Source organism: Pseudoduganella lutea, assembly GCF_004209755.1.
In the GTDB taxonomy this organism is placed as follows: Bacteria; Pseudomonadota; Gammaproteobacteria; order Burkholderiales; family Burkholderiaceae_D; genus Rugamonas; species Rugamonas lutea.
Genome location: NZ_CP035913.1, coordinates 3,165,922 through 3,184,209, shown reverse-complemented (window position 1 = coordinate 3,184,209; position 18,288 = coordinate 3,165,922). Strand labels below are relative to the sequence as shown.

Here is an 18,288-nt window from a genome sequence, read left to right as displayed (position 1 = left end):
CAGTGGGATACCATCGTGCCATGACGGCCACCCTGCCCCCCACCATTGCCCGCCTGGCCGCGCCCCGCGTGCCGCTTGCCTCGTGCATCCGGGGCTACATGGTGCGCAGCACGCTCGGTGTGCCACTGGCGCCGGCGCAGCGTGTCAACCGCTTCCCCGCCACGCCGTTCTGCTCGATCACGTGGATGATCGCGGGCAGCGGTGAGCTCGTCGAACCCGCCACGCCGGGCGCGGTGGCATTGCCGGGCTCCGTGATCTTCTCGGGCCCACGCACGCAACCTTTCGCGACCGCGAATCCCGGCCCGGTCCACACATTGACGGCGCTGTTCTTCGCCGATGCGCTGCACGCGCTGACGGGCCTCGACATGGCGGTGCAGCTCGACGCCATGACACTGGCGGACGATGTGCTTGGCGAAGCATGGCGGGAGGTCTGTGCCGCCGTGCTGGCCGCGCCCGATGACGACGCGCGGATCCGCATCTTCGAAGACTGGCTGGAACCGCGCTGGCACGCCGTGCGTGGCGATGCCGTGGGCACGGGCTCCTGGTCGCAGGCGCAGGACTGGGTGCAGTCGCTGGCCATGCGCGCGGCCCTTTCCGGCGCCGGGCGCAGCGCCCGCATGGCCGAGCGCCGCGTGCGGGCGTGGGCCGGCCATCCGCTGCGCACCTTGCGCCGCCTGGCGCGCGTGGAGGAATCGCTGCTCGCCGCGCGCGACGAGCACCAGGCCGGGCACGTGTCGCTGTCCGACGTGGCGCTGCGCTCGGGGTATTCGGACCAGGCGCACCTGTCGCGCGAGGCGCGCGAACTTGTCGGCAGCAGCCCGCGGGAGATCATCCGGCTGGCGCAGACGGATGAGAGTTACTGGCCGTACCGGATCTGGTGGTAGGAGCGGATTCCGGCGCGACCAGTCATGCCCGCGGCGCCATTCGCTGCAACCGGCCTTTTGCTATGTCGCCATTTCCTCGCGCGGCACATAGGTTTTCTGCGGCCCGAACAGGAAATCCAGGTTCCTGATGTCAGCCGGATCGACCTTCAGTTCCGGCCTCAGGCGTTCGACCATGCCGAGAAAGTCCTTGATGGATTTTTCGTTTCCAAGGCGGTAATGAATCGCTGCCAGGAGCAGGTTCGAGGCAATCGATCGCCAATCGAGACTACGCGCCTTCTCGGCCTCCGCAAGCGCCTGCTCGTTCTCGCCCTTGATGAAATGGATTTCGGCCCTGGTTCGATGCGCAACCAGAGACTTGCTCTCTTCCGAAACTGCGTCCACTTGTGCTTCCGCCTCGCCGATCCTGCCCAGTCGCAGCAGGCAGTGGCCAAGGTAGGCTTTCGCGTCATTGAAAGTCGAGTGCCACCCCGAAGCCGATGCCGCGTCGGCGATTTCGAGGTATGGCATGGCGCCCTGGTAATCGCCACTTCCGGCCAGGTTCGTGCCCAGATGGTACGAAGGCAGATAGAACCTGGGATAGGTTTCGCACAGGTTCTTCAGTAACGGATAAGCCGCATCGAAGCCCGAGGCAAGATGAGCTTTATAGGCTTGACCATAGGCCGCGAGCATAACCTTGGCATCCTGGAAAGCGAAGGGGGGTTGCCCAGCCTTCAAGATTTTCAACGTTGCTTCCTCATCGATCCCGTAAGCATCGTCGGAAAGCCAGGATACGTGACTGTAGCCGACTTGCTCGGCAAGGATGAACGGCCCCCACGATCCTCGCATCCACAGGATATCCGTCCGGCTGGTTTCATTGCCGTCGTAATCGTGCGCGCTTTTTACGTCCCAGACGACAGGGACGTTGTCCGACCTGAGTGTCTTCAAATCCACGAAATAGCAGAACAGGAAGGGGGCCGATGACCTGTAATTGGGCGGCAGTTCAAAGAGTGCTTCATCGTCCGGGTGCCGCAGTACTTCGAGATATCTGATCCGGGACTCGCCGCCGACATATTGCAGATCGTCAGGTTCAAACTCCCTTGATTCGGCGACGAGATTGCCGGTCACGATGAACGATCCTTCGATACCCCCCTGGACTTCGAGGTCGCCCTTGACGATCAATATGAAGTTCCTGTCGTAATGATCTATATCGATGTTTTTCGAAATGAGCAGGTCGCCGTCATGAAAAAGGAGCTGATGGCGGCCGAAGTACTCGTCTTCCTCTTCGTCATGGTCAGGATTCACAGTGAAGTATTCGCTGAGGTCCAGTTTTTCGGCAAGTTCTTCATAGGTAATCTCTGCAAGTCCTGGCAGATCGAGGTTCATGTTCATCCTGTTCTGGAGTTGTCTGTTTTCGTATCCGATTCTTGCCTGAGCGCTGGTATCGAGCGCATCTCATGCCCAGGCGATCGGCTCTTTCCCGCTATCGCGCAGGTAGTCGTTTGCCCTTGAAAACGGCCTGCTGCCGAAAAACCCCTTGTGGGCCGCGAACGGCGAGGGGTGCGGCGAGGTGATGACGAGGTGCTTCGTCGTATCGATCAGCGCCTTCTTGGCGATCGCATAGCTGCCCCACAGGATGAACACGATGTGCTCGCGCTCCTGCGACAGCGTGCGGATCGCGGTATCCGTAAACGTCTCCCAGCCCTTGCCCGCATGCGAACCGGCGACGCGGGCGCGCACGGTCAGCACGGCATTCAGCAGGAACACGCCCTGCTCCGCCCAGTCGGACAGGTCGGTGCGCGTGCGCTGCACACCGAGGTCGCTTTCCAGTTCCTTGAAGATGTTTTGCAGGCTCGGTTGCGGCCGGTTGCCGTCGGGGACGGAAAAGCAGAAACCCATCGCGGCGCCCGGCGTGTGGTACGGGTCCTGGCCGAGGATCACCACTTTTACGTTGTCGAATGGCGTGAGGTCGAAGGCGCGGAAAATGTCCCTGGCCGGCGGGCAGCATTGGGTCGTCTGGTATTCGGTGCGGACGAACTCGGTGAGCTCGGTCCAGTAGGGCTTGTCGAACTCGGCTTGCAGGTGCTGCTTCCAGGAGGGTTCGATGCGTACGGTCATGGGCGTTTTTGGATATGAAAACGGCGGCTTACGAGCCGCCGGTCGGGTAATGGTCTTGCGCCACGCGTCAGCCAGCCGCATTTTGTGCACGATCGGCGACGGTAACGAATATCATGGCGATCCATGTCAAATATACATCACAGTTACATTATATGGCGTGCGGTTTGATGACCTGTGCGCCGTGCGCTTCCATACTAGTGCAAGAGCGTTGCCCGCACTGGATCTGACAGTAGTTAGTAGAAAAGACGTCCGTGCCGATATCGATCATGCATGTCTTTCCGAAATCAATTTTTTTCGACTTCAAACCATCAACATTGCTCCATAGCAAAACACTATACCGAAGTCTCTTTACCATATATCGAGCTAGACAAACTATAGAGGAGCTCAAAATGGCAACTCAAGTAAAAGAGAAGGGACGTTTCGAAATGTGGAAGGATGGCCTGAACAAAGGATCCCGCCAGGCCAAGTGGCATTCATATGACTGTGAAATTAAATCTGCAATCAACGAGTTCGACCGTCATTTAACAGGCACGGCAGGATATACAAAACTGGACTGGCGGCTTGTCAAAGCAATGTTATGGGTAGAGACAGGCGCAGGTAATGCGGAATGGAGAATAAAGCCAATGCAGATTGGTGTGGTGGGAGATCCAGGTTTATCTGCTTTGTTATCAGGTAACGAAGGCGGCGATATAATAATGCCTCCAGATCTTAAAGAAAACCTGAATTTCAATAACGCAAGAGCAATACCTGCTTACAACATAAGGGCAGGGATCGCATACTTGCTGATGCGAATGGCTAAGTTCAAGCATCAAAGTGTCATGACATCCGATCTAAAAACGTATGAAGCTCCCATAAATCGTGGTGATAATATGACGAGAATCGCTGTAACTTACGGAACGACTACCGAAATCCTTCGCAAGTTGAATCCTCAGGCTGCAATCTTAAGGCCGGGACAAGTATTGCTTTATCGGAAAGGGACAGTAAAACGGGTCATAGTTGGATGGCACACCATCACCGTTCCTGAAGTTGCCAAACTCTACAATGGCGGCGGCGACGCAAGATATGCACAGAAGCTCAGCTTCGCTCTTGAACTGATCAAATGTGGTGTGGAGGCAACATGCGATTGAAACATTTTTTTATAGCCGCAACTGCAGTCATTCTCTCGAATGCATACGGGGCGAATCAGAATCATCCTGATCCGGTCGAGGATGTACTGGAAAAATGCGCATATGAATCTCAAGCTGGAATGCGTGATTGCCTTTCCAGGAGCGTCAGCGAAAGCTCAAAAGTCCTTATCTCGGCCGAAAAAAAATTGGTCTCGGCACTCAAGCAATGGGATGAGCAGCCAAAGTTCGTTTCAAAAGCCAGAGATCAGCTCATAAGATCCGATGACGCTTATCTGAAGTACCGCGATGCTCAGTGCGCGTTTGCCTCGGCACTTGGTGGCGGTGCAATAGGAAATGCATTGGAGCTGCGGCGTCTGGCCTGTATCTTCGGGTTGAACATGGAACGAGCAGCGCACTTGACGCGCCTTGCTTCCTCGCTGTCTCGTAAATAAGTTGGACAGCGCCTCCAGCTTCAGGAGGCGCCAGCTCACGTGCCCTTGATCAACGCGCTCTTGATATTTACGTCGCGGCCTGCAACAGTACACAGCCGACACCTCCCCTCAAATAAGCATATTCACAGTCGGTATTTGCCCGCGCTGTCCTTCGACCCGTAAGATTGACATCCGGTCAAGCTTACGCAAGGAATCCGCAATGCCGCGCACTACCCTTTCAATCCCGCCGCTGCGCCGCAGTGCCATCGCCTGCGCCGTGCTGCTGGCGGCGCTGCCTGCAGCCCAGGCGCAAACCCAGAACCCGGCGGTTGCCGACGATCCGGCAGCCAGCACGGCCGCCATCGACCAGGTCACCATCGTCGGCTCGCGGGCGCGCAACCGCACCGTGTTCGACAGCGCCGTGCCAATCGACCGCTTCGGCGCACGCGAAGTGGACAACGCACTGGCCAGCGGCGACCTCGGCGCGGCCTTGCAGGAGCTGTCGCCGTCGATCAATTTCCCGCGCATCGAATCGAGCGGCGCCGCCGACTCCGTGCGCGGCATCCAGTTGCGCGGCCTCGCGCCCGACCAGGTGCTCGTGCTGGTGAACGGCAAGCGCCGGCATGCCAGCGCGGTGCTCGATACCGAAAGCAGTTTTGCCGGCATCGTGCCGGTGGACGTCAACGCCATTCCGCCGGGCGCCATCGACCATATCGAGATCCTGCGCGACGGTGCCGGCGCCCAGTACGGCAGCGATGCCGTGGCCGGCGTGATCAACATCGTGCTGAAGAAGGCGCGCACGGGCGGCTCGGCCTCGGTCAGCTTCGGCGCCAACCATACCGACTTCGAACCCACGAACGACACGAAGACCGACGGCCAGACCACCATCGTGAGCGCCGACTATGGCCTGCCGGTGGGCGACGCCGGCTACTTCCGCTTCGGCCTGGAAAACCGCCTGCGCAATCCCACCAACCGCGCCGGCGCCAGCGATGCCGGCTGGACGTCGTGGAATGCCACGCCAGCCGACATGGCGCTCGACGGTCAGGTGGTCTTCAAGTCGGGCGACTCGGAGCAGCGCAACACCTACGCTTTCTACAACGCGCTGGTACCGGTGTCGGAAGGCGTGGACGCCTACTCCTTCGCCACCGTCAACAAGCGCAAGTCCGACGGCAGCGCCTACTTCCGCTACCCCGGCGATCCTTCGAACGTGCCGGAGATCTACCCCAACGGCTACCGCCCGAGCACGAAGGGTGACATGACGGACGTGAGCGTCGTGGCCGGCCTGCGCCTCGCACGCGGCGGCTGGAACTGGGACCTGAGCGCGCGGCACGGTGGCAACAAGTTCGAGTACGACCTCGCCAACTCTGTCAACGCTTCGCTGGGCACGGCGAGCCCCACCCGCTTCCACCTGGCCACGTTCGACTTCGACCAGGATGCCGTCAACGCCGATCTCACGCGCGAGCTGGACCTGGGCATCGGCGCGCCGGTCAACCTGGCCATCGGCGCCGAGTACATGCACGAGACCTATACGAGTACACCGGGCGATGCCGCCTCCTATGCCGCGGGCACCGTGGCCGGTGCGCCCCCAGGCGCGCAGGCCGGGCCGGGCCTGCGCCCGCAGGACGCCTTCGACGGCAGCCGCTCGGTGCGCTCGATCTATGCCGACATCGAGAGCGACATTACCCCGCGCCTGCTGGTGGGCGCCGCGGCCCGCTATTCCGACTACAGCGACTTCGGCAACGCGCGCACCGGCAAGCTGTCGGCACGCTACAAGGTGAGCGACACGTTCCTGCTGCGCGGCTCGCTGTCGAACAGCTTCCGCGCGCCGGCACTGGTGCAGACGGGCTTCCGCTTCTCCACGCTCAATTTCAACAGCGACGGTACCGCCCTGCAGACCGCCTCGCTGCTGCCGGCCAGCGATGCGCTGGCGCGTGCGTTCGGCGCCGAAAACCTGACGCCGGAAAAGTCGACGAACCTGTCGCTGGGCGCCGCGTGGCGCCCGCAGCGCAACACCAGCGTGACGGTGGACGCGTACCGCATCAGGCTGCGTGACCGCATCACCCGCACCAGCGACCTGCAGAGCGATGCCGCCACCGCGTATCTCGCCGCGATCGGCCGCACCGACATCCAGTCGGTGGCCTATCTCGCCAACCTGCTCGACACCACCACGACGGGCCTCGATGTGGTGGTCAACCACGACCTGCCGTTCGCCGGCGGCAAGCTGGACCTGAACGCCGCGCTGAACCTGAACAGGACACGCATCGACAACGTACACCAGAGCCCGGCCGCGCTGGCGCGCATCGATCCCGACCTGACGCTGCTGACGGAAAACAGCCTGTTCCGCATCCGAAACGCATCGCCCGAATCCAAGCTGGTGCTGGGCGCGGACTGGCAAGGCGCGCGCTGGGGCGTGCAGGCCCGCGCCACGCGCTTTGGTTCGCTGGAGGATTTCTCGTACGACGACGAAGCGGGAGTGATCGACGGCGTGCATGCCCAGCGCTTCGGCGCCGTGTGGACGCTGGACGTTGAAGCGCAGTACAAACTGACGAAGCAACTGACGCTGTTCGTTGGCGCCGACAATGTCTTCGACCGCTATCCACAGCGCGTGCGCGAGACGAACAACGCGACCTATGGCGGCGCACTCCCGTACAACTTCATCAACCCGATCGGCTTGAACGGCGCGTATTTCTACGGCCGCCTGCGCTACACCTTTTAATCCATCCTGAACCAACATGAAAATCACTAAACTGTTTTCCGCTATCGGCTTTTCCGTGCTGATGGCCGCCCAGGCGCAGGCCTTCGACAGGAATGCCCTGGTGCTGATGACCGACTTCGGCACGTCGGACGGCGCCGTCTCCGCGATGCGCGGCGTGGCGTTCGGCGTCGACCCGGCGCTGCAGGTGTCGGACCTGACGCACAACATTCCCGACTACGACATCTGGCTGGGCGCCTATCGCCTGTACCAGACAGCGAACTACTGGCCCAAGGGCAGCGTGTTCGTCAACGTGGTCGATCTGGGCGTGGGCACGGAGCGCAAATCGGTGGTGCTGAAGACCCGCGAAGGCCGCTACTTCGTGGGCCCGGACAATGGCCTGTTCACGCTGATCGCCGAGCGCGACGGCGTGGCGGAACTGCGCGAGATCGACGAAAAGGTCAACCGCCTGGCCGGCTCCGCCGAGTCCTATACCTTCCATGGCCGCGACGTGTATGCCTACGTCGGCGCGCGGCTGGCGTCCGGCGCGATCACCTTCGAGCAGGTGGGGCCGGTACTGCCGAGCGAATCGGTGGTGAAGATCGCTTACCAGAAGGCCGTGCGCAATGGCGAGACCATCCGCGGCATCGTTCCCGTGCTGGACATCAAGTACGGCAATGTGTGGACGAATATTCCCAAGGCGCTCTTCGAGGAACTGAAGATCGGTGTGGGCGACCCTGTGCAGGTGCGCTTCCTGCACAAGGGCAAGCAGGTTGCCAGGGTGGTGGCACCGTTCCAGCATACCTTCGGCGGCGTGGCCAAGGGCAAGCCGCTGGTCTACCTGAACAGCCTGCTGGACGTGGCCGTGGCGACCAGCTGGGGGAACTTCGCGCAGAAGCACAAGATCGAATCGGGCGTGGACTGGGAAGTGGAGATCAAAAAGGCTGCGACGAAGTAAGGTAAAACAAGGCGAGTAAGCAAAGTCAGGGAAGCAAGGCGTGAAAGGTTGCGTGGTCTGGTCTCGCTGATGCCGCGTTGTCTGCGTGGCATCCAGACCACAATATCGGGCCCGATATACACGATATGGAAGCAGTACTATATCCAGGGTGTTAAGTTGTTTATAATAAACACCTGTTGTATTCCAGATATATGCTCCCAGCCATTGCGGAAATCTCGCCAATGCTGCCGGCCCGATCAACTCAAGAGTAGTACAAGCCAATCCCATGATGATTTCCACGTTCGCCAAGCGGCTGTTGCCAGCACTGATGGCCACCGCCCTTACCTGTTCGGCACAAGCCGCCATCACCACCATCGATCTGGGCGCGGCCGCTGGCTACAGCGCCTTCTTCTATGGCAACGTCAGCCAGGTGGTGGACGTGGAAGGCCGCCTGGCGGTCGGCGGCTCGCTCGATACCAGTGGTCTCTCCGTCGGCTATCGCAGCGCCTATGGCGTCACGGGCCCGAGCCTGGTCGTGGCCAACGATGTGAAACTGATCAACGGCGATATCTTCACCGGCCCGAAGACCAATGTCGATACGAACGCGACGACCGGCCCGATCACCGAATACACCAAACAGACCGGCTATGGCGTCTACGGCGGCAACAATAGCTCGTCTGCCTATCACGTGCTCAACAAGCAAGCCAATGTCATCGACTTTGGCGCGGCCAAGACCCAGTTGAGCAAGCTGTCGAGCGACCTGAGCCAGGAAGCAGGCAACGGTACCGTGGAAGCCAAGTGGGGTGGCCTGTACCTGACGGGCGATAACAGCTCGGATCTGCAAATTTTCAACATCCATTCCAGCGAGCTGAACAATTTGTTCCTGCAAGACATCAAGGCTGGCGCGAACGTCGTCATCAACGTGACGGGCGGCGGCACGGTCACCTTCAGCGGTGGCCAGGATGGTCAACTGCAAGCCCTGCGCGACCGCGTGCTGTGGAACCTGATCGATGCGACGACCGTCAATATGGCGACGTTCGCCTACGGCACGGTGCTGGCGAACAAGGCCACGCTGGTCGGCACCGGCCACCTGGAAGGCAATATCATCGCCAACGCCATGGATGCGCGCGTGGAAATCGGCTACGAGCCATTCCAGCCCTTCGGTCCCTCGCCGGTGCCCGAGCCGGCAACCTATGGCATGCTGCTGGGCGGCCTGGGATTGATTGGCATGCTGGCCCGCCGCCGCAAGGCAGCCAGCGCGGCGTAATAGGTAGCAAACACGGTAGCAAACACGGTAGCAAAACACAGTAGCGAAACAAGGCAGCGAAACAAAGCGTCGCGCGACCACGCATGGCCGCGCGACGGAACCCCCATCCCAAGCCGCATTGCCGGCACCACACATACACCAAGGTTGACATCCGGCTCGTTTGGTCTTAAATTTCTGTAACGACAGAAATTAGAGAAAATCATGAGCCTGAGTCCGACCGAACAGAAATACATCCTGCACTGGGGCGAGATGGGTACCCGCTGGGGCGTCAACCGCACCGTGGCGCAGATCCACGCGCTGCTGTTCCTGGCCAATGCGCCCCTCAACGCCGAGCAGATCGTCGAGCGCCTGGGCGTGGCCCGTTCGAATGTCAGCAACAGCCTGAAAGAGCTGCAAAGCTGGGGCCTGGTCAAGGTCACGCATGTGCTGGGCGACCGGCGCGACCATTTCGTTGCGCTGCAGGATGTGTGGGAAATCTTCCGCACCATCGTCGAGGAGCGCAAGCGCCGCGAAATCGATCCAACGCTCACCGTGCTGCGCCAGTGCGCCATCGAAGCCGAAGACGACAGGGCGATGGAAGACGCGACCCGTGCGCGGATGGCGCAGGTGCTGGAATTCCTGGAAATGCTGACCGACAGCTACGACGACTACAAGCACCTGGAGCCGGCCACGCTGAAGCGTTTCATCAACATGGGCGGCAAGGTCGCCAAGCTGCTGGGCTGAGGAGGCATCATGCGCACACCCGAACTGACCATCTACGTCGACGGCACCTGCGGTTTTTGCGTGGCCGAGGTCAATATGCTGAAACGCCACGACCGCCACGGCGCCCTCGCCTTCGTCGACCTGGCGACACCGGGCTTCGCCGACTTCCCGCCGGGCACGGACCTGGCGACCCTGAACGCCAGGCTGCATTCGGTGACGGCCGATGGGCGCGTGCTCACTGGCCTGGACAGCATGCAGGCCATCTATCGCCTGGTAGGCCTGGGCTGGGTGGTCTGGCCGCTGCGCATCCGCCCCCTGCGCCCGCTGATGGCCTGGTGCTACGAGCAGTTCGCGCGCCACCGCTATCGCGTCTCGAGCTTCTTCGGCATGCGGATCACATCGACCGCGCCGCATTGCGACGGCAATGTCTGCCACCCCGGCAGCCCGTTCACGAAAGGCCTGCGCGATGACTGAGCACACCAAGGGCACGCCGGCTCTGACCCTGTACTACGACGGCGCCTGCGCCTTCTGCACCGATGCCATGCTGACCCTGCGCCGCCACGACCGGCGCGGCGTGCTGGCCTTCGTCGATATCGCCGCGCCCGGCTTTGCCGATTTCCCCCCGGGGACGGACATGGCGGCGCTGAACGCCCGGCTGCATGTCGTCACGGCCGACGGCCGCGTGCTGTCCGGCCTGGACAGCATGCAGGCCGCGTATTCGCTGGTGGGCATGGGCTGGGCCGTGCTGCCGCTGCGTATCCGCCTCCTGCGCCCCGCACTGGCCTGGGCCTATGACCATTTCGCGCGCAACCGCTACCGGGTTTCGCGACTGCTCGGCATGCGCCTGCCGGCCCCGCATTGCGACGGCGATGTGTGCTACCGCGGCAGTCCGTTCACGAAAGGCCTGCGCAACGAACGCGATTGATCCCGCCTGGAAGGGCCGGGTCGTGCAATCGAGCATTGTTTGCAGCTGCCGGATTTGCCGTATAAACCGCTGGACTGTGTCATTTTCTTCCACGATTCACAGCAACGGGCCGTCTCCCTCCCCCCGTAGCCATCGCGTCAGGTCGTGGAAGCCGCCCACGGCCTGGCCGGCAGTCTGTCCACTACCGAATCGCAGGGCTTGCAGGCCTGCTCCTTCGGCAGCGTCGACATTGGCCTGGCGGTCATCGACGAAGAGGATATGCGCGGCGTCGATACCCAGCGCATTGATGGCGGCCGCATAGATCCTGCTGTCCGGCTTGCGCCATCCGAGCTCGCCACTGATGAACCAGCGCTCGAAACGATCCTCGATGCCGAATTTCCGGCGCAATTTGACGGACCAACGCGCAACGTCGTTCGACAAGCATGCAACGCGGACCTGCTGCGCTTCCAGGTAGTCCAGGAACGCCGGCAAGCCCGCCTGCAGCTTGTGGCCTTCCAGATATTCGTCTTCCATCGATTCCGGCAAGCCGACCTGCGCCCAGAATCCGGCCGCGTCGTATTCGCCAATGCTGGCGCGGCGGTAGGCGTCTTGAATGGCACCAACCGACGTGGCGGGTGACCGGGCCATGACAAACGGTACAAGCAGTTCCGCGACGTCGTCGGCGCTCTCGTAAAGCACGCCCATCGCATCGAGCAGGACGACTGAGGGAAAGGACATTGGTTTACGCATGGTTGTGCTGGTGACGAGCGGATGTGAAAACGGCGGCCAACAGGCCGCCGTCAGAAAAGGCAAACGCGCGAGATCAGCCCGCAGCTTCCAACAGGTTATGCGCCTGCACATCCGCGTGATACGAGCTGCGCACCATCGCGCCCACAGCGGCGTGGCCGAAGCCCATCTTGTACGCCTCTTCCTCGAACATTTTGAACACGTCCGGGTGCACGTAGCGGCGCACCGGCAGGTGGCTGTTCGACGGGGCCAGGTACTGGCCGATCGTCAGCATGTCGATGTCGTGCTCGCGCATGTCGCGCATCACCTGCAGGATTTCCTCGTCCGTTTCGCCCAGGCCGACCATCAGGCCCGACTTGGTCTTCACGTTCGGGTACATGGCCTTGAAGTCCTTCAACAGCTTCAGCGAGTGCAGGTAGTCGGCGCCCGGGCGGGCTTCCTTGTACAGGCGCGGCACCGTTTCCAGGTTGTGGTTCATCACGTCCGGCAGGCCGTCGGCGAAGATGTTCAGCGCCTTGTCCAGGCGGCCGCGGAAGTCCGGCACCAGCACTTCGATCTGGGTCTTCGGCGACAGCGCCTTGGTCTTGGTGATGCACTCGACGAAGTGGCCGGCACCGCCGTCGCGCAGGTCGTCGCGGTCCACCGACGTGATCACCACGTAGGACAGGCGCAGCTTGGCGATCGTATTGGCCAGATTGCCCGGCTCGTCCACGTCCAGCGGGTCGGGGCGGCCGTGGCCCACGTCGCAGAACGGGCAGCGGCGCGTGCACTTGTCGCCCATGATCATGAACGTGGCCGTGCCCTTGCCGAAGCATTCGCCGATGTTCGGGCAGGACGCTTCCTCGCACACCGTGACGAGCTTGTTCTCGCGCAGGATGTCCTTGATCTCGTAGAAACGGCTGGACGCCGATGCCGCCTTCACGCGGATCCACTCCGGCTTCTTCAGGCGCTCGACCTGCTCGATCGGCACGATCTTGATCGGGATGCGCGAAGTCTTGCTGGCGCCTTTCTGCTTTTCGCTCGGGTTGTAAGCGGGGGCGGCGGTCGTGGTGTCGGTGGTCATAGGGTTCTCTGGTTGATTCGTTCAGGCGGCGGCGGAGAGATCGGTCGGTGCGGCGGCTTGGGCAATGGATTGGGCAGTGGATCCGGCAACGTCGAGCTGGCGCACCAGCTCGTTGGCCAGCGCCAGCTGCACGTCGGCCAGCGGCACGTCGACGCCCATCGACCGCATGTCGATGGTTTCCAGGCCGGCATAGCCACAGGGGTTAATCCAGGTAAACGGCGCCAGGTCCATCGCCACGTTCAGCGACACGCCGTGATAGGTGCAGCCGTTACCACGCACTTTCAATCCGAGCGCGGCGATTTTCGCCCCCCGCTTCGGGCCTTCGGCGATATAGATGCCGGGCGCGCCTTCGATGCGCTCGCCCGCCAGGCGATACGTGGCCAGCACGTCGATGATCGCCTGTTCGATCTTGTGCACGAACTGGCGGGCATACAGCTTGCCGCCCGGTTTGTTGCGGCGCAGGTCCATCAGCAGGTAGATGACGACCTGGCCAGGGCCGTGGAACGTCACTTCGCCGCCGCGGTCCGTCTGCACCACCGGGATGTGCGCGGCGCCGCCCAGCAGGTGGCCGCGGTCCGCGCCGAGGCCCAGCGTGTAGACGGCCGGGTGCTCGACGATCCACAGCTCGTCGGGCGTATCCGGGGTGCGCGCGTCCGTGAACGCGCGCATCGCGGCGAACGTGGGTTCGTAATCGGCTTGGCCGAGGTGGCGGATCACCGCCGATTCGGCTCGCGTCGTGGACGTGGATGTCATGGACATGGCTGGGCTTGCATTGATCAAAGCCCGGCCATTATACGCCTGGTACCTTGCTCTTGCTCAAAGACCGGGCAGTTGCTTACAGAACAACTTTGACCATCGGGTGGCCGGACAGCTCGGCATACAGTGCATCGAGCTGTTCGCGGCTGGTGGCGCGCACGGTCACGGTCAGGCCCGTGTACTTGCCGCCGGATGACGGACGGATTTCGAGTTTTCCTTCATGGAAAGTCGGATCGTGCTTCATGACGACTTCGATGACGGTCACGGTGAAGGCATCGTGCGTGGGGCCCATCACCTTGATCGGGAAGTCGCTCGGGTATTCAATGAGGGACTCTGTCGGAGGGATCGCAGCCATGTCTGTTCCAATCGATAAACGGATGAGTGAACGGCGCCGGCGTGGACAATACCGCGCGCCAATCCGCTATTTTAGCGAAAGGACCGGGGCCACGGGGCGGTACAAAAAAAGGCCAGCCCTGAAGGCTGGCCGAAAACTATTCTGGGTGAGGAAATACCACGCACGGAATAGTTGGGACACTGGAACAGTTACGGGAATCGGCTTGCTGCGGCTGCTTGGAAACTGTCAGCCTGTCGTGCGTGCTTTCCCGGCATGAGAACTGTAGCCAGTGTACAAACGGCCCGCTACGACTTTGTGACAGGCTGCGCGAAACCGCGCATGAATGAACAAAATCCCCGGCTGGGCCGCAAAACAAAAACCGGGGACAGACCCCTGTTTCCAGGAAAGATTGCCTGGAAACAGGGCGGTCCGGCGCACCGGTACGTCCCCAGTTTTGCTGTGGGGTATGCCACGGTCAGCGCTCGCGCACGCCATCCCCACGGTCGGAGCGGTTACCGCGCGGTTGCACGCTGGGTGCAGGCGCCGGTGCGGGTGCCGGCTGCGCCACGGGCGCCGGGCGGGGCTGCATGACCGGGGCGGGAGCCGGCATCGGTGCCGGTGCCGGCCGCGGCTGAGGCGCCGGTGCCTGTTGCTGGATCGACATGCGCTGGACAGCCTCGGCTTGGCGGCGGTTGTCCATCTCGCGGCGCGCTTCCATCATTTCCCGGCGCTGTTCCAGCCGCTCGTTGGCGATGAACGACCGGGATGGCGCCGGCTCCGCCTGTGGCCGCGGCACCGGGGGCGCCGCCACCGGGGCGGGCGCGCTGAACGCCGGCTGGGCGATGGGGCGTTCCACCTGCGGGCGTTCCACCTGCGGCCGTTCCACGCGCGGCCGTTCGGTCACGATCGCATTATTCCCCCGGAACGGCGCTTCGTTGCGCTCCCGTTGCATCCGCTCCGCCACGCTGTCGACATTGCGGTCTCCCTGGAAGCGGTCGGCCTGGATGCGATTCGTCGTGATGACTTCGCGCCCACGATCGCCCTGCAGCCGGTCCGGCGTACCGTCGCGGTTGCGGTCGGCCTGCACGCGCTCGGCGATGCTTTCACGCTCGCGGCCTACTTGCCCGCGGTCCGGCATGCCATCGTTATCGCGGTCCGTCTGCAAGCGGTTGATCTGCGGCCGGTCGATCTGCGGCCGGTCGATCTGCGGACGGCCGACCTGCGATCCACTGCCTTGCGACCGGTCGGCGATACCGTCGCGGTTACGGTCCGGTGCGCGGGCAAAGCCCGGCACCACCACGGGGGCGGAAGCCACCGGGAGCCTTGCCGGGTTCAATCCCGCGCTGGCACGCGGCAGGGTGTTCACCTGCACGCTGCGGCGCCCCTCGAAGCCTTCGCGCGGCACGATCGTCACGCCCTCGCGGCGGGTCGGCGTCTCTTTCCACCGTTCGTTATTGCCGCGGTATTGCCAGCCGAGGCGCCGCTCATGGTCCGGCGTCACACGGTAATGGGGCACGTAGCGGTCGCGCGGCGTCAGTGGATACCAGCCCAGCCCGGGGCGGTTGCGGCGGTCGTTGAACGCCACCGACCAGCCGTCGCCACCCACCCAGCCCACCAGCGCCGGCGCCCACACGGGGCGGCCGACGATGCGGCCGGGCGCCCAGTACCAGCGGTTGCGCACGGTGACCCAGCGGCCATAGTGGAAGGGCGCGTAGCCCCATGGGGCGTTGTCGACCCATGTCCAGCCCCAGGGTGCCACCCAGGCCCAGCGGCCATCGCTATAGGGCGACCAGCCGCTGGCGATGGTGCGGGGCGTCCACAGCGGGCCGTAGTCGTCGTTGACCGTCCAGCTGCCGTAATGGTCCAGCTCTTCGTAGCCGGTCACGTAATTCGGGATGTAGCGGGAGGCGATCGCGGCCTCGTCGCGGCGGTCGCGCGCAAAGGCCCAAGCGTCGAACGCGTCCTGCAATGCCTGGCCGGTGCGGACATCGTCGCCACGGATCTCGGCGCGCTTGCCGGTGCGCAGCGTCAGCGCGGTGCCGGCCGCTTCCAGCCGGGCGATGCCCATCAGCACGGAAACCGTCGTGGTATCGGGCTCGCGGTCGGTATCGACGCGCACGGTGCCCGGTTCCGTCAGCAGCACGCGCCCATGCGGCGTGGCCAGCTCGAAGCCGGACAGTGCCTGCGGATCGCGCACCCGCACGCTGGCCGAGCCGTAGTTCAGGCGCAGGCGCATCACGTCTTCATCCAGTTCCTCGACGTCGAGCGCGCTGTCGCCGTCCAGGCGAACGGCCACCGGGCCGACACGAAACTCGGTGCGCGCACCCCGGGCGGTGGCGATGCGGTCGCCACCCTTGACGGGCCAGTTCAGCAGCGAACCGGTTTCATCGCCGTCATCGGTGCGCACCGTGACCTGGCCCTCGGCGGCGGAGATGCGGCCCACCAGCGTCGGCGGCTCGGCAGCCAACGCCAATGAAGAGGCCGCCACTAGGGCGGCCAGCAATACAAAATGCAGGAATTTGCGGGACATCTCGTTCTCCGGATCGTTATGTGGTTCAGCTTACTCGCTCAACTACTTCATATAACGCCAGAATAAGTTCCGGGAAGACGTCCGTTACAAATAATTTCGAATCGGGGATCAGGCGTTACGTTTGACGAAGAACAGCGCCGTGCCCACCGCCATCAACAAGCCCCCGAACACGCGGTTTTGCCACCGCATGGCCCGCGCATCGCGGAAATAGCCTTGCATGGTGGAAGCAAGATAGGCATAACCGTGCATGACGGTCATGTCGATCGCCACCATCGTGGCGGCCAGGATCAGCAGCTGGGGCAGCACCGGTTGGCCCTGCGTGATGAACTGCGGCAGCACCGCCACCATGAAAATGATGCCTTTCGGGTTCGTGGCATTGGTCAGGAAGCCCGTCAGCAGGCGGCGCTTCACCGAAGGCGCCACCGCGCGGGCGGCAACTTCGACTTCCGTGCCCTCCTTTACCTTCGCGCGCCATTGCGCCAGGCCCAGGTAGATCAGGTACAGCGCCCCCACCGTCTTGACGATATTGAATGCCACTTCGGAAGCCAGCAGCAGCGAACCCACGCCGGCGCCGGCAATGAACAGCACCAGCAGCAGGCCCAGCTGCAGCCCCATCACCGTGACGCTGGCTTTCTTCACGCCATACGACAGGCCGTGGGACATCGACAGCACGGCGCCCGAGCCGGGCGACAGTGCGATGATGATGGCGGAAATGGCGAAACCCAGCCAGGTTGCAAAGCTCATAAGGACAGTCCTGCTTCAAAGACCCATAAAGAGGGCGATTGTAGCGCGGCGGTCCCATCAGGCGAGTAAGGTAAGATTGCCATATTTATTACTATTGAGAGATTTACCGATGGCCGGAACCAGCCTGCTTGCCCTGATCGACGATATTGCCACCATCCTTGACGACGTTGCCGCCATGAGCAAGGTCGCCGCCAAGAAAACGGCCGGCGTGCTGGGCGACGACCTGGCGCTGAACGCCCAGCAGGTGTCCGGCGTGAAAGCGGACCGTGAATTGCCCGTAGTTTGGGCGGTGGCCGTGGGCTCCATGAAGAACAAGGCGATCCTGGTGCCCGCCGCGCTGGCGATCAGCGCGTTCGCACCCTGGGCCGTCACCCCGCTGCTGATGATCGGCGGCGCCTACCTGTGCTTCGAGGGCTTCGAGAAACTGGCCCACAAGTTCCTGCACAGCAAAGAGGATGACGAGGCGCATCGCGCCGAACTGGCGGCCGCCGTCGCCAACCCGCAAATCGACCTGGTCGCGCTGGAAAAGGAAAAGATCAAGGGCGCCGTGCGCACGGACTTCATCCTGTCCGCCGAGATCATCGTGATCGCGCTGGGCACCGTGGCCGGCGTGCCGTTCAGCCAGCAGGTGGCGGTGCTGGTCGCCATTGCGCTGGCCATGACGGTCGGTGTCTATGGCCTGGTGGCCGCGATCGTCAAGATGGACGATGCGGGCCTGTACCTCACCCAGCGCACCGGCGCCAGCATGGCCGTGCCGCGCCTGGTCGGCCGTGGCCTGCTGGCCACCGCGCCGCGTTTGATGAAGCTGCTGTCGGTGCTCGGCACCGTGGCCATGTTCATGGTCGGCGGCAGCATCATCGTCCACGGCGCACCGTTCCTGCATCATGCGGTGGAAAACGCCGCAGCATCGGCTGGCCCGGTGGTGGCCGCGATTACGCCGCACGTAGCGGACATCGTTGTGGGCGTGATCACCGGCGCCATCGTGCTGGCGGTCGTGACCGTCGTCGCCAAGATGCTGCGCGGCATCAAACGCAAGGCCTGACCGTTCTGGTCTGATCCGTGGGCGCGCGGGGCAATCACCGTCACGCGCCCCCGCT

19 protein-coding genes are annotated in these 18,288 nt (G+C 62.9%); 11 read left to right on the top strand and 8 right to left on the bottom strand.

The features are described 5' to 3' along the window. Positions 1-20 precede the first annotated feature (20 nt). Positions 21-884 carry an AraC family transcriptional regulator gene (locus EWM63_RS13445; protein WP_130186989.1) on the top strand — a complete coding sequence of 288 codons (864 nt, stop codon included), beginning with the start codon at positions 21-23 and terminating at the stop codon, positions 882-884. A gap of 60 nt (positions 885-944) precedes the next feature. Here the strand turns inward: EWM63_RS13445 and EWM63_RS13440 are convergent, their stop codons facing one another. Next, a complete protein-coding gene (locus EWM63_RS13440; protein ID WP_165390824.1) occupies positions 945-2,246 on the bottom strand; it encodes a tetratricopeptide repeat protein in 1,302 nt (433 codons plus the stop codon). Between the two features lie 69 nt (positions 2,247-2,315). Further along, positions 2,316-2,978, bottom strand: a complete 663-nt coding sequence (locus tag EWM63_RS13435; RefSeq protein ID WP_130186987.1) for a uracil-DNA glycosylase — start codon at positions 2,976-2,978, stop codon at positions 2,316-2,318. Between EWM63_RS13435 and EWM63_RS13430 the strand changes: the two genes are divergently transcribed. From EWM63_RS13430 to EWM63_RS13390, 9 genes are all read left to right on the top strand, one after another. Then, positions 2,965-3,303 carry a hypothetical protein gene (locus tag EWM63_RS13430; RefSeq protein ID WP_130186986.1) on the top strand — a complete coding sequence of 113 codons (339 nt, stop codon included), beginning with the start codon at positions 2,965-2,967 and terminating at the stop codon, positions 3,301-3,303. The two genes, EWM63_RS13435 and EWM63_RS13430, sit on opposite strands and share 14 nt — an antisense overlap. Before the next feature lie 64 nt (positions 3,304-3,367). Then, positions 3,368-4,105, top strand: a complete 738-nt coding sequence (locus tag EWM63_RS13425) for a LysM peptidoglycan-binding domain-containing protein (RefSeq protein WP_130186985.1) — start codon at positions 3,368-3,370, stop codon at positions 4,103-4,105. Next, positions 4,096-4,536: a lysozyme inhibitor LprI family protein gene (locus EWM63_RS13420; protein ID WP_165390823.1), complete on the top strand. Its 441-nt coding sequence runs from the start codon at positions 4,096-4,098 to the stop codon at positions 4,534-4,536. The genes EWM63_RS13425 and EWM63_RS13420 overlap by 10 nt, the downstream gene beginning before the upstream one ends. Positions 4,537-4,735: 199 nt before the next feature. Then, entirely contained in the window at positions 4,736-7,231 is a 2,496-nt protein-coding gene (locus tag EWM63_RS13415; protein WP_130186983.1) for a TonB-dependent receptor plug domain-containing protein, read from the top strand. Positions 7,232-7,247: 16 nt separating this feature from the next. Then, positions 7,248-8,165, top strand: coding sequence for an SAM hydrolase/SAM-dependent halogenase family protein (locus EWM63_RS13410; protein WP_130186982.1), 918 nt, complete (start codon positions 7,248-7,250; stop codon positions 8,163-8,165). A 265-nt stretch (positions 8,166-8,430) separates the two neighbouring features. After that, positions 8,431-9,411: a choice-of-anchor A family protein gene (locus EWM63_RS13405; RefSeq protein ID WP_130186981.1), complete on the top strand. Its 981-nt coding sequence runs from the start codon at positions 8,431-8,433 to the stop codon at positions 9,409-9,411. Positions 9,412-9,612: 201 nt separating this feature from the next. Continuing rightward, a complete protein-coding gene (locus tag EWM63_RS13400) occupies positions 9,613-10,134 on the top strand; it encodes a GbsR/MarR family transcriptional regulator (protein WP_130186980.1) in 522 nt (173 codons plus the stop codon). Positions 10,135-10,143: 9 nt separating this feature from the next. Continuing rightward, positions 10,144-10,587 carry a thiol-disulfide oxidoreductase DCC family protein gene (locus EWM63_RS13395; protein WP_130186979.1) on the top strand — a complete coding sequence of 148 codons (444 nt, stop codon included), beginning with the start codon at positions 10,144-10,146 and terminating at the stop codon, positions 10,585-10,587. Beyond that, on the top strand, positions 10,580-11,038 hold the full coding sequence (locus EWM63_RS13390) for a thiol-disulfide oxidoreductase DCC family protein (RefSeq protein WP_165390822.1): 459 nt from the start codon (positions 10,580-10,582) through the stop codon (positions 11,036-11,038). Before EWM63_RS13395 ends, EWM63_RS13390 begins: the two co-directional genes overlap by 8 nt. A gap of 96 nt (positions 11,039-11,134) precedes the next feature. Here the strand turns inward: EWM63_RS13390 and EWM63_RS13385 are convergent, their stop codons facing one another. The 6 genes from EWM63_RS13385 to EWM63_RS13360 all read right to left on the bottom strand — a co-directional run bounded on the left by EWM63_RS13385 (position 11,135) and on the right by EWM63_RS13360 (position 17,191). Beyond that, the gene (locus EWM63_RS13385; protein WP_165390821.1) at positions 11,135-11,767 is read right to left on the bottom strand and encodes an HAD family hydrolase; all 633 of its coding nucleotides are present in this window, start codon (positions 11,765-11,767) and stop codon (positions 11,135-11,137) included. A gap of 73 nt (positions 11,768-11,840) precedes the next feature. Beyond that, positions 11,841-12,827, bottom strand: a complete 987-nt coding sequence (lipA, locus tag EWM63_RS13380; protein WP_130186976.1) for a lipoyl synthase — start codon at positions 12,825-12,827, stop codon at positions 11,841-11,843. Positions 12,828-12,848: 21 nt separating this feature from the next. Further along, positions 12,849-13,586 carry a lipoyl(octanoyl) transferase LipB gene (gene lipB, locus EWM63_RS13375; RefSeq protein ID WP_229487881.1) on the bottom strand — a complete coding sequence of 246 codons (738 nt, stop codon included), beginning with the start codon at positions 13,584-13,586 and terminating at the stop codon, positions 12,849-12,851. 76 nt (positions 13,587-13,662) lie between these two features. Then, positions 13,663-13,938 carry a DUF493 family protein gene (locus EWM63_RS13370; RefSeq protein ID WP_130186975.1) on the bottom strand — a complete coding sequence of 92 codons (276 nt, stop codon included), beginning with the start codon at positions 13,936-13,938 and terminating at the stop codon, positions 13,663-13,665. Positions 13,939-14,392: 454 nt separating this feature from the next. Further along, positions 14,393-16,447 (bottom strand): DUF6600 domain-containing protein, encoded by a 2,055-nt coding sequence (locus EWM63_RS13365; RefSeq protein WP_130186974.1) that lies wholly within the window; start codon positions 16,445-16,447, stop codon positions 14,393-14,395. A 108-nt stretch (positions 16,448-16,555) separates the two neighbouring features. Further along, complete coding sequence (locus tag EWM63_RS13360) at positions 16,556-17,191, bottom strand: LysE family transporter (RefSeq protein WP_130186973.1); 636 nt, start codon at positions 17,189-17,191, stop codon at positions 16,556-16,558. 109 nt (positions 17,192-17,300) lie between these two features. Here EWM63_RS13360 and EWM63_RS13355 point away from each other — a divergent pair, with 109 nt between their 5' ends. Next, complete coding sequence (locus EWM63_RS13355; protein WP_130186972.1) at positions 17,301-18,233, top strand: DUF808 domain-containing protein; 933 nt, start codon at positions 17,301-17,303, stop codon at positions 18,231-18,233. The last annotated feature ends 55 nt before the right edge of the window (positions 18,234-18,288 follow it).

Coding starts and splice junctions, on each gene's coding strand:
- EWM63_RS13445 (WP_130186989.1), top strand. CDS start 21: ATGACGGCCACCCTGCCCCCCACCATTGCCCGCCTGGCCGCGCCCCGC.
- EWM63_RS13440 (WP_165390824.1), bottom strand. CDS start 2,246: ATGAACCTCGATCTGCCAGGACTTGCAGAGATTACCTATGAAGAACTT.
- EWM63_RS13430 (WP_130186986.1), top strand. CDS start 2,965: ATGCGTACGGTCATGGGCGTTTTTGGATATGAAAACGGCGGCTTACGA.
- EWM63_RS13435 (WP_130186987.1), bottom strand. CDS start 2,978: ATGACCGTACGCATCGAACCCTCCTGGAAGCAGCACCTGCAAGCCGAG.
- EWM63_RS13425 (WP_130186985.1), top strand. CDS start 3,368: ATGGCAACTCAAGTAAAAGAGAAGGGACGTTTCGAAATGTGGAAGGAT.
- EWM63_RS13420 (WP_165390823.1), top strand. CDS start 4,096: ATGCGATTGAAACATTTTTTTATAGCCGCAACTGCAGTCATTCTCTCG.
- EWM63_RS13415 (WP_130186983.1), top strand. CDS start 4,736: ATGCCGCGCACTACCCTTTCAATCCCGCCGCTGCGCCGCAGTGCCATC.
- EWM63_RS13410 (WP_130186982.1), top strand. CDS start 7,248: ATGAAAATCACTAAACTGTTTTCCGCTATCGGCTTTTCCGTGCTGATG.
- EWM63_RS13405 (WP_130186981.1), top strand. CDS start 8,431: ATGATGATTTCCACGTTCGCCAAGCGGCTGTTGCCAGCACTGATGGCC.
- EWM63_RS13400 (WP_130186980.1), top strand. CDS start 9,613: ATGAGCCTGAGTCCGACCGAACAGAAATACATCCTGCACTGGGGCGAG.
- EWM63_RS13395 (WP_130186979.1), top strand. CDS start 10,144: ATGCGCACACCCGAACTGACCATCTACGTCGACGGCACCTGCGGTTTT.
- EWM63_RS13390 (WP_165390822.1), top strand. CDS start 10,580: ATGACTGAGCACACCAAGGGCACGCCGGCTCTGACCCTGTACTACGAC.
- EWM63_RS13385 (WP_165390821.1), bottom strand. CDS start 11,767: ATGCGTAAACCAATGTCCTTTCCCTCAGTCGTCCTGCTCGATGCGATG.
- lipA (WP_130186976.1), bottom strand. CDS start 12,827: ATGACCACCGACACCACGACCGCCGCCCCCGCTTACAACCCGAGCGAA.
- lipB (WP_229487881.1), bottom strand. CDS start 13,586: ATGTCCATGACATCCACGTCCACGACGCGAGCCGAATCGGCGGTGATC.
- EWM63_RS13370 (WP_130186975.1), bottom strand. CDS start 13,938: ATGGCTGCGATCCCTCCGACAGAGTCCCTCATTGAATACCCGAGCGAC.
- EWM63_RS13365 (WP_130186974.1), bottom strand. CDS start 16,447: ATGTCCCGCAAATTCCTGCATTTTGTATTGCTGGCCGCCCTAGTGGCG.
- EWM63_RS13360 (WP_130186973.1), bottom strand. CDS start 17,191: ATGAGCTTTGCAACCTGGCTGGGTTTCGCCATTTCCGCCATCATCATC.
- EWM63_RS13355 (WP_130186972.1), top strand. CDS start 17,301: ATGGCCGGAACCAGCCTGCTTGCCCTGATCGACGATATTGCCACCATC.